Annotated in this window: 11 protein-coding genes; 1 reads left to right on the plus strand and 10 read right to left on the minus strand. The window is 59.0% G+C overall.

Annotated elements, in window-relative coordinates:
• The first annotated feature begins 129 nt into the window (after positions 1-129).
• Positions 130-870, plus strand: coding sequence for a hypothetical protein (locus CRI94_RS17585; protein ID WP_179862087.1), 741 nt, complete (start codon positions 130-132; stop codon positions 868-870).
• 153 nt (positions 871-1,023) lie between these two features.
• On the opposite strand, the gene hslU is transcribed toward CRI94_RS17585, so the two are convergent.
• From hslU to CRI94_RS00300, 10 genes are all read right to left on the minus strand, one after another.
• The gene (gene hslU / locus CRI94_RS00255; RefSeq protein WP_098073659.1) at positions 1,024-2,484 is read right to left on the minus strand and encodes an ATP-dependent protease ATPase subunit HslU; all 1,461 of its coding nucleotides are present in this window, start codon (positions 2,482-2,484) and stop codon (positions 1,024-1,026) included.
• A 119-nt stretch (positions 2,485-2,603) separates the two neighbouring features.
• The gene (locus CRI94_RS00260; protein ID WP_098073660.1) at positions 2,604-3,752 is read right to left on the minus strand and encodes an NYN domain-containing protein; all 1,149 of its coding nucleotides are present in this window, start codon (positions 3,750-3,752) and stop codon (positions 2,604-2,606) included.
• A 174-nt stretch (positions 3,753-3,926) separates the two neighbouring features.
• Complete coding sequence (hslV, locus tag CRI94_RS00265) at positions 3,927-4,490, minus strand: ATP-dependent protease subunit HslV (protein WP_098073661.1); 564 nt, start codon at positions 4,488-4,490, stop codon at positions 3,927-3,929.
• Positions 4,491-4,811: 321 nt separating this feature from the next.
• Positions 4,812-6,362 carry a D-alanyl-D-alanine carboxypeptidase/D-alanyl-D-alanine endopeptidase gene (gene dacB / locus CRI94_RS00270; RefSeq protein ID WP_179862088.1) on the minus strand — a complete coding sequence of 517 codons (1,551 nt, stop codon included), beginning with the start codon at positions 6,360-6,362 and terminating at the stop codon, positions 4,812-4,814.
• 129 nt (positions 6,363-6,491) lie between these two features.
• Positions 6,492-7,313, minus strand: a complete 822-nt coding sequence (gene mreC, locus CRI94_RS00275) for a rod shape-determining protein MreC (protein ID WP_245846014.1) — start codon at positions 7,311-7,313, stop codon at positions 6,492-6,494.
• Positions 7,314-7,386: 73 nt separating this feature from the next.
• Positions 7,387-8,394 (minus strand): rod shape-determining protein, encoded by a 1,008-nt coding sequence (locus CRI94_RS00280; protein WP_098073663.1) that lies wholly within the window; start codon positions 8,392-8,394, stop codon positions 7,387-7,389.
• A 373-nt stretch (positions 8,395-8,767) separates the two neighbouring features.
• Entirely contained in the window at positions 8,768-10,375 is a 1,608-nt protein-coding gene (purH, locus tag CRI94_RS00285) for a bifunctional phosphoribosylaminoimidazolecarboxamide formyltransferase/IMP cyclohydrolase (RefSeq protein WP_098073664.1), read from the minus strand.
• Positions 10,376-10,413: 38 nt separating this feature from the next.
• On the minus strand, positions 10,414-11,082 hold the full coding sequence (gene purN / locus CRI94_RS00290; RefSeq protein WP_098073665.1) for a phosphoribosylglycinamide formyltransferase: 669 nt from the start codon (positions 11,080-11,082) through the stop codon (positions 10,414-10,416).
• A 210-nt stretch (positions 11,083-11,292) separates the two neighbouring features.
• A complete protein-coding gene (locus CRI94_RS00295; RefSeq protein ID WP_098073666.1) occupies positions 11,293-11,868 on the minus strand; it encodes a hypothetical protein in 576 nt (191 codons plus the stop codon).
• Between the two features lie 296 nt (positions 11,869-12,164).
• Positions 12,165-14,081, minus strand: a complete 1,917-nt coding sequence (locus CRI94_RS00300) for a serine/threonine protein kinase (protein ID WP_098073667.1) — start codon at positions 14,079-14,081, stop codon at positions 12,165-12,167.

A 14,081-nucleotide genomic window follows, 5' to 3' on the forward strand; every position in this document is an offset into this window, starting at 1 on the left:
TGGAGCATTGATCGGCTCCCCCATCTTGTCCCTCTAGCCATTGCCATGAGCGTGTTTTTATTTGCCAGTGGCTGTGATTCTAACGAAACTGCACCAACCGAGACGGCACCAACCGAGTCTGAGGTTTCCGTGTCTTTTATTTCCGGAATGCCCGTTGCTTCCGCAGCTGCAAAGCGCGTCGTTACGGACACCGACGGTAACTCAATCGAATTCCTTCGGGTTGAGATGATTCTGGAAGAAGTCGAGTTCGAGCGGGCGGGAGCAACCGACGCGTGCAGATTCGATGACGACGACTCCGAGAGTGACGATGACTGCGAAGAAGTCGAGAGAGGGCCATTTGTTGTCGATCTTCCCCTCGGCGGTGCGTCCCCGTTTACAGCTTTTTCCGCTTCTCTTCCGGTCGGACAATGGAGTGAAGTCGAGTTTGAGGTTGAACCCCTCGACGACGATGATGCGCTCGCTAATTCCACGAACGTGCCTGAGGACGAGAGTATCTACGTCGAAGGAATCTGGAGGCCAGCCGGCGGAGCAGAAGCCCCCTTTACATGGACGTCAGATGTCGATAGTGAACAAGAAGTTGACTTTGACCCACCTATCGAGGTCACGTCCGACCAGTCGGTCAATATCACGTTTCGCGTGGGAATCGACGGATGGTTCCGCGGTCCGAATGGAAGCTTAATCGATCCACGAACCGTTGATGATGACGACGATCTTGAGGACCTGATCGAAGAGAACATCGAGGCGTCCATCGAGGGATTCCGCGATGATGATCGGGATGGAGACGACGACGATGACGATGACGACGATGATGACAGCGGCGACGGTGACGATGACGATGACGACGATGACGACGAAAATGACGATGAGTGAGAGCGGAGACCGCGGTCGATTATCATCGTAGCGCGTGCCCGGTCTTGCTTCGTCTCATACGTTTGGCGCCAACCGAACAAACAAACGCCCCGCCATCCGACCCTCGAGGCCGGACGCGGGGCGTTTTCATACCGCGCTCGCACGAGCGAATGCCTACAGAATGTATTGGCTGAGGTCGCGGCTGGCCGCGATGGAACTGAGGCGCTCCCGGACCATGTCTGCATCGACCGTGATCTGCGAGCCCGGCTCGACCCGGTCGGGAACGTCGAACAGGACGTCTTCCAGTAGCGTGGTTAGAACCGTGTGCAGGCGTCGTGCACCGATGTTCTCCACTTCAGTATTCACTTCCGCAGCGATCCTCGCGACTTCGCGAACGCCTTCGTCCTCGAACGTGATGGTGACGTCCTCCGATGCGAGGAGCGCACGATACTGCTTGATCAGCGCATTCTTCGGCTTGGTGAGGATCTCGTAGAAGTCGTCCTCATCCAGATTGTTGAGTTCGACGCGAATCGGAAAACGACCCTGAAGCTCCGGAATAAGATCGCTCGGCTTCGACACGTGAAACGCCCCACTCGCCACGAAGAGGATGTGGTCCGTTTTCACCATGCCGTGCTTCGTCGTCACGGTTGACCCCTCTACGATGGGTAGGAGGTCTCGCTGAACACCCTGTCGCGATACGCCCTGTCCCGCGCTGCCGCCATCGTTCTTCCGCGTTCCGGACGCCACTTTGTCGATCTCGTCGATAAAGACGATGCCCGACTGTTGTACGCGTTCGAGGGCGTCCTCTTTCACCTGATCCATGTCGATCAGCTTCTGAGCTTCCTGCTCCTGGAGAATGTCGCGGGCTTCGTCGACCGTGACGCGACGCTTCTTGCGCTGTTGACCGCCCATGTTGCCGAGCAGATCCTGGAGGTTGACCCCCATTTCTTCCATGCCCATCGGGCCGAAGACCTGCATCATCGGAGACTGGTCGGACGTAACCTCGATCTCGACCTCGCGGTCATCGAGGTCGCCCCGTTTCAGCTTCTCGCGAAACTTCTCACGGGTCCGCTCTCGCAGGCTGTCCTCGGAGGTCTCTGGTTCGGGGCGATCTTCCTCGTCCTCATCGCGCTGAAGAACGAAGCCGGGACCGTTAATGGTCGCACCGCTCTGGGTCGACGACGCCGGTTTGCCTTCTTCGGGAGGGATTAGGATGTCGAGAATACGCTGTTCGGCTCGCTCTCGTGCACGATCCTGTACTTCCTGTTGGTGCTCCTCCCGAACGAGGTTGACCGCAATGTCCGTTAGGTCCCGGATCATGCTGTCGACATCTCGACCCACGTATCCGACCTCGGTAAACTTCGATGCTTCAACCTTGATAAAGGGAGCACGCGCGAGCTTGGCAAGTCGCCGAGCAATCTCGGTTTTTCCGACGCCGGTCGGACCGATCATGATGATGTTGTTCGGCATGATCTCCTCCCGCATGTCGTCGGGGGCATTTTGCCGACGCCAGCGGTTACGGAGGGCGATGGCGACATTCTTTTTCGCCTCATCCTGCCCGATGATATATTTATCGAGTTCCTCGACGATCTGGCGTGGCGTCAGCTCGTCGTCGAATGTGCTGATGGATGGCATAAAGTCGTCCGTCGGTCAACAGCGTGATGATGGGGGCTTGAACGACGAAGGGGAGACCACCGGCCTCCCCTCCGCGGTAAAAATACCGGAACCCAGTTGGTTACCGGGCCGAAGGATGGCTACTGAGTTTCATCGACGGCGTGCTCGTCGTACTCATCGTCGGCTGCCTCCGGTGTTTCTTCGTCGTGCTCGTCGTCGTACGTCGGCGCTTCGTCGTATTCCGACTCCTCGTACGTTCCGCCTTCGTAGTCTTCGTCATATGAGTCGTACGAATCGTAGTCGTCATAGGAATCAGACGATCCGTTGAAGCCGGTAGTCCGATTGCTATAAAACTCATCCTGGATCTCCTGAACGTCAGGATGATCCTGGTTTAGAATCAAAACCGTGTAGTCGTATGGATAGCCGTCGCGTTTCTCGAGTCGGACCGCGCCGGCGGCTTCCAGTTCACTGACCAGCGATTTCGGGTCGTGTTGCTCGCCGAGGACATCGCTGAGCTTTCTCAAAAGCGGCGTCAGGTACACCTCTTTATATTGCCCGAAGTGCTCCTCCGTGATCTCGACGGTGCGACGAGCCATCGGGTTATCGATTGAGCGAAACCGCTGAGGGGAGGCGGAAGGCGCTGATCGTTCTCGGGTTGGGGCAGAACGACGTGGAGAGGATCGTCTAGTGCGTGACGGTGCTCGGTTGTTGGACTCGCCGCTGGTCAGGTCGTCGCGGGACGACTGGCTGAGCAGGTTGCGGGCGTCCAGGTACGCGTCGTCTTCGCCGAGAGATGGCGTCGACCCCGGTGGTGGCGGATTCACAGCGGCGACCAGAGCACGCCGACCGGAGTTGCGTATGGAGCGGACGAGGGGAACGAATGACCGGTCACCTGTGATGATGACCACCGTCCCGATATCCGGTCGCTCGGAAAGCAGCGTTGCTGCGTCAATGCACAGCGCGAGTTCGGATGCATTGGCTTGAGCGTGCGCTGGCGTGAGAACCGGATCGACGCCCTCAGAATATAGACGGTCCTGAACGTCCAGGCCGCCCCCATCCGGCAGGTTGACAAAATCGGCGTATGCGTGCGCTAGAGTGGTTGGTGTATCGTCTCCCTCCTCGAGATAGCGGCGGACTTCATTGAAGATCTCAAACGTGTAATCTGCTGCTGAGCCCCCTCGGTTACTCTGAGCGCGGAGGGTGCGATAAAGGTTGTCGTAGTCAACAAAGATAGCAGCACGATCAGAAGCGGCTGCGGATGTGCCGCGAGACGAATGTCTGTGTCCCATTGTATTTTTCTTTTATCGTGTAAGGATCATCTTTCGTATCCGGACCACAAAAATTGGGGGAGAGGCCGGATGCGTGATACGTAGTGCAATTGATAAACGCGCGGATGCTCGTTTTCACACGGTTGAGCAGGCACTGATTACGGGCACAGAGATGGTCAATTTGAAATTGGATCTCTACGCTTCGTGAGCCTCCTCAATCTCCATTATCGTGAGATTGTGATTGGTATAGATGCAGATGTCGGCCGCGATATTAAGGCCCTGTTCGATGATTTCGCGTGCAGTCAAGTCGGTTGCGTGCTTCTTCAATGCGCGTGTAGCGGCAAGTGCATAAGGTCCGCCGGAGCCAATCGCGAGAATATCATCGTCGGGCTCAATTACGTCGCCGCTTCCACTGATCAACAGCATGCGTTCGGATGAGACGACGGCGAGGAGCGCCTCCAGTTTTCTCAGGTAGCGGTCCGTACGCCATTCTTTCGCAAGCTCCACGGCCGATCGAGTCAGGTTGCCGCCATACTCCTGCAACTTTTCCTCAAACCGTTCGAACAGCGTAAACGCGTCGGCTGTCGATCCGGCAAATCCCGCTAGAATCTTGTCGTCATACAACGATCGAACCTTTTCGGCTTTGTGCTTCATCACCGTGTCTCCCATGGTGGCTTGTCCATCGGAGCCAAGGGCAATCGTGCCGTTGTGGCGAACGCCTAGAACGGTGGTTGCGTGAAGCGCAGAATGATCGGCCATAAGCGGGAATAGTTAACGTCTTAATCGATCCGTGTGATTATCGGGCAGGACGTTCCAGTCCTTGCTGCCTAAACTCGCCACCTGTACGGTAAAGGCGGTTTCCGGTTCACATTCAGTCGTCGAGATGAACGTCGATCCAACTGAGATTCAAAGTCCGACGATTCGGTTCCGTCGCGTCGACCCGTATTGCAAATGTTGACTTCGAGACGGTGCAGACCGATTCCTAACGCACGCACCTCGATTCGGGGATGATGTGCGCTGGAGACGACCCGTCGTGTGGGCGACGCCTGTCACGGAATCGTCAAGGTCGCGACAGACAATTTACAGGCGAGCCAGCGCATTGACGATGCGGTCCTGAGCACGCCGAATCCGGTAGCCCTTCGTCGTGTGGTTCATGCAATAGATCGAGAAGACAAGGGGCGTCCCGTCGCTGCTCGATACGTATCCACTGAGCGCACTTACGTTCGACAGCGTACCTGTTTTTGCGCGGACATTACGTCCCGCTGAAGCGTTTCCTCGAAATCGATATTCAAGCGTTCCATCGCGTCCGCCGAGTGGAAGACTCTCCACGAATGCGCGTCGCCGTGCACGATCCGGATGATTCCACATGTAGTGCAACATCGTGATCGTAGCCTCTGGGCTCACGAGGTTGTGCCGGGAGAGACCGCTGCCGTCGGCGACGGCGATTCGGCTCGTGTCCACGCCCGCTTCTGCGGCAACTGATTTGATGACGAACGCCCCCTTCTCAGCCGATCCAGGCTCGAGCCCATTCGTGTCGGGGGCGGCATGCACGGCGAGTGTGCGAAGGACATGCTCCGCGTAGAGGTTGTCGCTGTCCTCATTTATGACCGCGACCAGTTCACTCATTGGCGGGGACGCGTGCGACGCAACGGACACGACGGAGGAAGATGTGTAATCTGGCGGCAACGGCATGTCATCGACGTCTACCGGGGAGCCGGACACGGCGATGCCTTCATCGATCAGGACTTCGCGAAGCACATGGGCGAAGTACAGCGTGGGATTGTCGACCGTGAGTTCCTCGCGTTCGAGTCGTCCCGCCGGGACCGTCGTGCCAACGTGGATGGTGTTCGTGCCGTGCAGGCGCCGGTAGTTTTCATCCTTCTCGCTTCCGGGTTCGGTCGTCACGGTCTGGTTGACGATCGTGACGTAGTTCGTATTCATCGGCGCCCACTCCAGCGTGGCCGGCATGTTTTTTCTCTGACCGCGAACGCTCAGGTCAATCACGTTCCGGTGGTACGACAGTCCGCTAATCTGTGCGGCGTAGTAAAACGGTGTATCATCCCAGCTCCATCCTTTGCCGAGGGACTCATCGTCGAACACGTCGTCATCCCCGACGATGTCCCCGTTGATGCGCTGGATGCCGGCCGCACGTAGGGAGTCGGCCCAGGCTCGAAAAACGTGCGTGGGGTCTGGGTTTGCGTCTCCGATGCTCGGGTCGCCGGACCCGCGAACGATCAGAGGGCCATGGAGAACGCCATCCTCAACGGGGCCGCCGCGATACACGGTTGTTGTGTATCGAAAGTCGGGACCAAGGCGATCCAGAGCGGTTGCCGCCGTGAAGAGTTTCATGTTCGACGCGGGTGTCGCGTTGGTCGCGCCATTGCGTGAGAATAGCACGCTCCCGCTGTTGGCCTCCGCGACGGTGATTCCCCAGTGCGATCCCGACAGCGAGTTGTCACCGAGGGCGGCGTCTACAGCTGACTGGATAGAAGCAGACGCTTTTCCCTCAACGAAAGCCGGCTGGGCGGTGGCCGGCAAAACGCTTGATGCAACGAATCCAAGGATGACGACGGTCAGGGCCCGGACCACGGATGGGGGCGATGCGAGAGAAAGAAAAATACGGCGCTCCACGGTTTGAAAGATCGAAAAGAAGGAGATGTTATGTGGACGCAGTTTGAGTCGGACTGCATCGAGTAGCGTTTCAAAATGTACATACAGCGCACGGTGAGATGCCGTGCCGTGTGCTCAGATTACAGCAGATCACGGAATCGACTCCGCTTCGAGGCTCTGTCGTTCTTTCGGCGGGAGAGAACGGATGACGAATGCGTGATTGATGCGATATAGCTTGACCGCCGGTCGCAGGAAGATGCGAAATTCATTCCTACCTGGTCTGACGGCTACTGAATCGATAACCCCGATCTGCTCGCCAGGAGGGAAGATGTCACTATGTCCACTGGTTACGACCTGTTGCCCGGTCGATACGGGCTCGGTCTTCACGACGTGCTGGAGTAGAAGGCGGTCGAGTTGGTCGCCTTCCCACCGCACGATACCCTCTGCGCCGATGGGTATGATGGTCGCCGGCACCCTGAAGTCAGTATTTAGAAACGGCATGACCCGGGAGAAATGCTCGCTGACGAGGACTACTTTTCCAATCACCCCCGATTCGTGGATCACGGGCATTCCGGCCGCAACACTATCGGTGGATCCAACGTCCAGCGTGATCCAGTTCCGTTGCCGCGTAATGTCCTTGGTCACGATCCGAGCCGGGATCATGTCCGCCTGCGACGTATCCCGCAGGCTCAGCATGCGACGCAACTCTTGATTCTGCGTGCGCACGGCTCGCGACCGGGCGACTTCGCTCGAGAGCTCGATGTTGCGGCGGCGAAGCGCATCATTTTCCTCGACGGCTCGGACGTACCGACCCACCCAGGCGAAGCTGCTCTCAATCTTTGCCGTCCATTCCATCGTCTCCGCACGTACGGCGCGTACAAGCGGGCGATTTTGCGTCGCCATGACGACGACGGACGCCAGCAGCAGGGCTACCAGCAGGAGCCAGTCCCGGAGCTGTTCCCAGAGGTTCATCGGAGCGAGAGGAGGGGAAATACATCAGCAATGCCCCTGAGAAGCGGGGCAACATTGCGCGTGAGAAAAACACCTAGATTAGAACGCGCTTGTATTTCTCCAGGTTCTCAAGCACTTCGCCGGTGCCCCGTACGACGGCGGTCAGCGGGTCTTCTGCGATATAAACCGGCAGTTCGACGCGTTCGCGGAGCATGACGTCGAGTCCGTGGAGCATGGCACCTCCTCCCGTCAGCATGATACCCCGTTCGAGGACGTCCGCGCCCAGTTCTGGGGGCGTTCGTTCCAGGCAGCGGAGTACGGCCGCGCCAATCTGATCGAGATTGTCGTGCAGTGCCTCCCGAACATTGACGGAGGAGATGGTGCGCAGCTTGGGAATGCCGCTTACGAGATCGCGACCCTTGACAGAAATCTCCATCTCCGGATCCATCTCGATGGCACTTCCGATCTCGCACTTGATCCGTTCCGCCGTCCGCGAACCGATGAGCAAGTTGTGATTCCGCTTGAAGTACTGAACGATGGCGTTGTCAAGTTCGACCCCACCGACGCGGATCGACTCATCGATAACGATGCCCGACAGGGCGATGACGGCAATTTCCGTCGTGCCTCCACCGATGTCGACAACCATATTGCCCACGGCCTCATCGATGTCGAGGCCAATTCCGATGGCAGCCGCCATCGGCTCCGAGACGAGGCGCACATGCTTGGCTCCGGCACGTTCGCCGGAGTCTTCAACCGCACGTTCCTCCACCTGTGTGATGCCGCTGGGCACACAAACCACCATGTTGCGAACACGCGTCAGCCAGTTCTTTCGAACCTTGCGCAGCATGCCTTCGATCATCTGCTCCGCCACTTTAAAATCGGCGATTACACCGTCCTTCAGAGGCCAGATGGTTTCTATTTCAGTATGTGTGCGCTCGTGCATCTGGAGCGCTTCGTAGCCGATCTCGCGAACCTCGCCGGTCTTATGGTCAACGGCGACAATGCTCGGCTCATTGAGGACGATGCCTTCGCCCCGGATGTGAATGAGCGTGTTGGCCGTACCGAGGTCAATGGCGACGTCCTGCGAAAAGTTAAAAAACATCTATGCCCGTACCGTCATGTGTGCGACAAGAATCGTGGAGGCCCGCAGCGCTGGATCTCGCGGGGTGCGGCCATGCGGTCCACGCGAGAGGTCAAGCCGTAGCGGTGCTGAAAGGCTCTTAAGGGGAGAGGATACGGCTTGATGGAATGGAATGAAACCCTCCGTTTCGTCTGGAAGCATCTCTGAAGCTCCGACAGCTTCATAGGATGTCCTGTTTCAATCGAAAGGTGGGCTTAGACCTTCCCGGACCGTGACGTACAGTATCCGTGCATGCGTACGTTGAGTACAGATGCGTCCGAGCAAGAGCAGCGTGCGCCCACGTCCATTCTCAGGTTTGAACGCCGAACGGACCGGTGGGGTGCGCCCCGTTGGCTTAGTGGCGGAAGTGTCTATGGCCGGTAAAGACCATTGCGACGTCGTGCGCGTTAGCGGCTTCAATGACTTCCTCATCCCGTATCGATCCACCGGGTTGGATGGCGGCCCGGGCCCCAGCTTCAGCGGCAGCCTCGAGTCCGTCAGCGAATGGAAAGAAGGCATCCGAAGCTACCACGGAACCACTCAAGTCAAGTTCCGATTTTTCGGCTTTCATGACCGCGAGTTCAGAGGCATCGATGCGGCTCATCTGCCCTGCGCCGATTCCAAGGGTGGCTCCGTCACGGGCGTAGACGATGGCGTTGCTCTTCACGTGCTTGCAAACGCGCCAGGCGAAGTCCAGATCGCGCGCTTCCTGAGCGGTCGGCGACCGGTCGGTCGCAATCGACCATTGTCGCCGCTGGTGCTCGAATGGAGGGAGGACGGCGTCGTTGGTCTGGACGAGGAGTCCACCCACGACACTTCGCACGTTAAATCGCTTGTCGTTACGCGAGGCCCCGACGTGCTTGATCAGCCGGCGTCGCTCGTTCTCTTTCAGAAGAGCCAAGGCATCATCCTCGAACGATGGAGCAATAATGATCTCAGTGAAGATTTCGTCGATGGCCTCAGCCGTTTCTCGGTCGAGTGCGCGGTTGACGACGACGATTCCCCCGAACGGTGACTGGCGGTCGGTTGCAAAGGCGCGCTTCCACGCCGTCGAGAGGTCGTCCGCTGTCGCCACGCCGCAGGGGTTGGTGTGCTTCAAGATGCCGACGGTCGGCGGCGCGTCGCGAAACTCGTCGATGAGAGCGCAGGCGGCACTCAGGTCCATCCAGTTGTTGAATGAAAGTGCCTTCCCGTGCATCGCCTCCACAAAAGGCTCCGTGTCTCCGTAAATCGCACCTTCCTGGTGTGGATTCTCACCGTAGCGGAGAATCGATGCTTGGGGCAGCGAGTCCGTGTATGGGTCCGGGAGGGACGACGCATCAGACGTTTCCGGCATCTCGTCGGAGTCGGTCAGGTACGAATGAATAGCTGCGTCGTACGCTGCCGTATGCCCGAATGCCTCGCGTGCGAGGATCTTCCGTGCGTCATGAGACAGCGCGCCGTCGTTTTCCTCCAGTTCGACGAGGATGCTTTCGTATTGATCGGGCGAGGTTGCGACGGCGACGAAGTCGTGGTTCTTCGCTGCGGCACGGACCATCGTGGGACCGCCGATATCGACATTCTCCATGGCCGTTGCTACGTCTGCGCCGCCACGTACGGCTTTTCCGAACGGATATAGATTGCACACGACGAGGTCGATCGGCTCGATGCTCTGGTCGGAGAGGTCTGCCTCGTCGTCCGGATCGTTGCGCCGTGCAAGGATTCCGGCGTGCACCGCTGGGTGGAGAGACTTCACCCGGCCGTCGAGGACTTCCGGGGAGCCGGTGACCTCACTAACCTCGGTCACGGGAATTCCGGCCTCCTGTAGGACACGGGCTGTACCGCCGGTCGAAATGATATCGACGCCCATGTCGTGAAGGCGGCGTGCGAATGATTCGACCCCGGTTTTGTCGAAGACGGAGATGAGAGCCCGGCGGATGGGGGCGAAGTCTTCAGGGGCAGGGAGATCCTTTGCGGAAATCATGGATGCGGGCGAAGCGAGGGAGACGAGAGGGGGACGGGTCAGGGCGTATCGTGGTGTGCAGGGGAAGCATCAAGAAGTCGAACGGTTCGACCATCGATCTCGACGCGGCCTGTAGCGAAAAGCCGGAGCGCACGCGGGTACATCTGATGTTCCACGTTGAGGACGCGCGCGGCCACATCGGACGGTGTATCGTCGGGATAAACGGGGACCGGCTGCTGCAGGACAATCGGCCCGTGGTCGTACTCCTCATCAACCAGGTGGACGGTCGCTCCGGTCCAGTGCACGCCGTACTCGACGACGGCGCGATGAACGTTCATTCCGTACATGCCTTTGCCACCAAAAGCGGGCAGCAGGGCGGGATGAATATTGACCATCCGACCGTGGTAGGCCTCGACGACAGCGGGCGGGATCTTCCGCAGATAGCCTGCGAGCGCGACAAACGTGATGTCATGCTCGCTCAGGACGTCAAGCAACAAACGGGTAAACGACGGTTGCTGCAGGCCGTCTGGGTTGATGACGGACGTGGGGATTCCGTGCTCTCTGGCCCGATCGAGCGCACCCGCGCCATCGTGATTGCTGACACAGAGCGCGATTTCTGCCGGGAGAGAGCCGTCCTCTACGGCGTCGATCATCGATTGGAAGTTGCTCCCCCCGCCGGAGGCAAAGACGGCGAGGCGGAAAGGATCGACGGCACCGGTACGGGGCACGGGCAGCGGGGATGAGCGAACGGTCTCGATACGCTATTATCAATGTCCGGGCACGCACCGGCTCATGCAACCGCTACACCGAAATTTGTTGAAGACCTCGGGTGGAACCGAAAGGATCGAACGGGAGCACGAGTTCCGACTTGTAATCCTGTCAGATTGCCGGGTGAATGACCTTACATGCGTGCAATGTAGTGGACACACGGGGTCATGTCATCCATCTCCACCGGCGAGCACAGCTGCCAGCACGCCAAGAGTGATGACGCCAACGCCGCCAGCCACCCACTTCACCCAGTTGCGATCATTGTCGTTCTGCTCAAGGAGTCGTTCACGTTCCTCACGAACGGATTGGACCATCTGGACGAAGTCGGGCCGATCGCGTGTCGGGTCGGGCTCGTAATCGGCCTTCGTGTTCAACAGATTCACGACGGCCGTGCGCGCGCCCTCGTCGTTTCCTTCGCCGAGATAGGAGAAGGAGAGCAGGCGATACATCTTCAGCTTGGTGGTATCGGCGAGACTAGAGCGCGTCTCTTCGAGGCACGTCTCGAGGAGGCCAATGGCTGGCTCAAACTCTGCCGACAGGTACCTCTCCTGAGCTCGCTCGTATTCCGTCTGGCACTGATCATTGGCTGCCGCATCGGCCTGTCCCTGACTGGGCATGACCGATCCAAAAAGCAGGACGGCTACAAAGACCACGAACGGCGCGATGGGTGATGTATGTCGCGAAAAGAGCGCCACGGAAAACCGCGCAAGTCGACATACGAAAGCGTCGGAGAGGGCGAAATTCATGACGACAGTCGGTACCGGAGGGGAGAACTCGGCATATTAGCACCGGTGACCACCGGCTGAAACCAGATGGTCACCGCATCTGCCATGGGGATGTGTTAGCGTACGAAACACGGTGCGTGAATGCACGCGTCTCACGGAAATTCTTGATCCCACCATGATTATGCGTGGTGACGGAAGGTATCACCGTCCGGGACGAATCGTGCTATGGATGTGCAAAAGCTGTTTTCGTACCGATACACGCCGGTCGATGAGCGCGCGTTGCGGGAGCGTGTATCCGACTGAGCCTGCCCCTTCGGCTATCGAGACGAGTCGGCAGAGGGCTCGGGTGTGCGCAGGGTAAACGTGATGCGTCCCCCCGCGTCTGTGTCGATGTCTACGACGCGCTGGGCGGAGAGGTAGCCGGCTTTGCGGACCTTGATTCGATGGCGCCCGACCCGCAGTTCGAGCTGTTGCGGCGCGTAGCCGGAGGGGGTGCCGTCGACAAGGATCTCCGCGTTCGGGATGGACTGTCCCCGCTCATTCTGTGCAACGATTCGGACCTCCACTTCCTTGGTGAAGTCTACATCTCGACGGAATTCCTCGCCCGGACGTAAGTTGACGACACGTACCCATTCGGCGGACCGATACCGTGCGACGATCCGGTGGCGACCGGGTGCCAGAGAGTCCGTCCAGGACGTGACGCGTTCAATACTTCGCTGCTCACCGTCAACGGTAACGGTTGCGAAGGGGTTAAACCGAAGCGTAGCCGTGCTCGGGACGGGCTTCAGCGTCGCACTGATATTGGTTTCCCGCCCCGATCGCACTCGGAGGCGCGAAGCGTATGAGTGGTACCCATTCTTTCGTATACGGATGGAGGACTGTCCGGCGCGCGCTCGTAGCGAGACGGGCGTGACGCCAACATCACGACCATTTAGCTGGACAGCGGCCCCAGCAGGAGACGATCGCACCATAATCGTTCCTGTAGCGACATCGTCGCCTTGGCCGTCTGATCTAGCCTCTGCGAGTATGAGCGACAGATCATGCGAACCGTCCGCGGCGAAGGTCGTCTCAGCGGGCGCGAAGTCCGGGCGCTCTGCGCGAACCGTTACCGAGCCTGCGGCAACATCGATCGCACGCAGCGGGCTCTCCCCGATACTGTCGCCATTGATGTGAATCGCTGCCCCAGGGGTTGTTCGGATATTGAGCCGGGCCATGCTGTCGGCGGTGACCGGAGTTGGTTGGGCGGGTGACGGGTCGATGCTCAGGAGCTCGGACACGCCCATCACGACCGCAGCGATGAGGGTCACGGCCATTGCCGCTCCAGCCGCCCACATCCAGTTCGCAGGTGCTTCTTCGCTTGGCTTGACAGAGGGCGGATCGAAAACGACAGGTGTGGCGACACGTGCCGGTGCATCCACCGGGTCGAGTGCGTTTAACGCCTCTTTTGCGCTTCCGAAACGCTGGTCCGCATCTTTCTCCAGCAGTTTCATGACGACCTGGTCAATCCGATCAGGAATGTCCTCGACATGGGCCGAGGGCGGATCAAACGGCTCCTGGACGATGGCGCGCTGAATCGAGTAGTAGCTACCGGACCGGCTGAATGGAAGTTGACCGGTAAGCATCTCGTACGCCATCAAGCCAACCGAGAACAGATCACTTCGCTCGTCGACATGCTTGAGGCCTTCGACCTGTTCGGGAGACATGTACGCGACGGTACCGGCCGTTTCATGCGTTGCCGTCAGGTCTGTATCGGACGTTCGAATTTTGGCCAGACCAAAGTCCGTGATTTTGACGCTCCCGTCGTTGGTGAGGAGGATGTTCGACGGCTTCAGGTCCCGGTGCAGGACGCCGGACGAGTGGGCGTGGTCGACCGCTGATAGGATCTGCTGCAGAATACTGGCGGCCTCGGGCCAGTCGAGATGGCCGGATGCACGGAGCACTTCCCGGAGCGGGGGACCGTCGACGTACTCCATCGCGATGAACGTCGCACGCATTGACTCGCGTAGGGAGAGCACCCGGACGATGCCTGGCGCATCCAATCGGGCGAGGGCTTTCGCTTCCGAACGGAAACGAGCGAGGAAGGTCGGGTCCTCCGCGAGGTGCGGCGCGATGACCTTGAGGGCCACGTCTTTTTCCAGGCCCATATCAACGGCTCGGTACACCGTGCCCATGCCTCCGCGGCCGATCACGTCGGCAATGCGGTAGCCGTCAATGGTGTCTCCGACCTGAATCAT

The sequence above is a fragment of the Longibacter salinarum genome (assembly GCF_002554795.1).
Lineage (GTDB): Bacteria > Bacteroidota > Rhodothermia > Rhodothermales > Salinibacteraceae > Longibacter > Longibacter salinarum.

What these genes read in the sequence shown, in the direction of transcription:
- purH (WP_098073664.1), bottom strand. Translation starts at nt 10,375, where the DNA reads ATGATTTCCGCAAAGGATCTCCCTGCCCCTGAAGACTTCGCCCCCATC.
- CRI94_RS00280 (WP_098073663.1), bottom strand. Translation starts at nt 8,394, where the DNA reads ATGTTTTTTAACTTTTCGCAGGACGTCGCCATTGACCTCGGTACGGCC.
- hslU (WP_098073659.1), bottom strand. Translation starts at nt 2,484, where the DNA reads ATGCCATCCATCAGCACATTCGACGACGAGCTGACGCCACGCCAGATC.
- mreC (WP_245846014.1), bottom strand. Translation starts at nt 7,313, where the DNA reads ATGAACCTCTGGGAACAGCTCCGGGACTGGCTCCTGCTGGTAGCCCTG.
- CRI94_RS00300 (WP_098073667.1), bottom strand. Translation starts at nt 14,081, where the DNA reads ATGATTCAGGTCGGAGACACCATTGACGGCTACCGCATTGCCGACGTG.
- CRI94_RS00260 (WP_098073660.1), bottom strand. Translation starts at nt 3,752, where the DNA reads ATGGGACACAGACATTCGTCTCGCGGCACATCCGCAGCCGCTTCTGAT.
- CRI94_RS00295 (WP_098073666.1), bottom strand. Translation starts at nt 11,868, where the DNA reads ATGAATTTCGCCCTCTCCGACGCTTTCGTATGTCGACTTGCGCGGTTT.
- hslV (WP_098073661.1), bottom strand. Translation starts at nt 4,490, where the DNA reads ATGGCCGATCATTCTGCGCTTCACGCAACCACCGTTCTAGGCGTTCGC.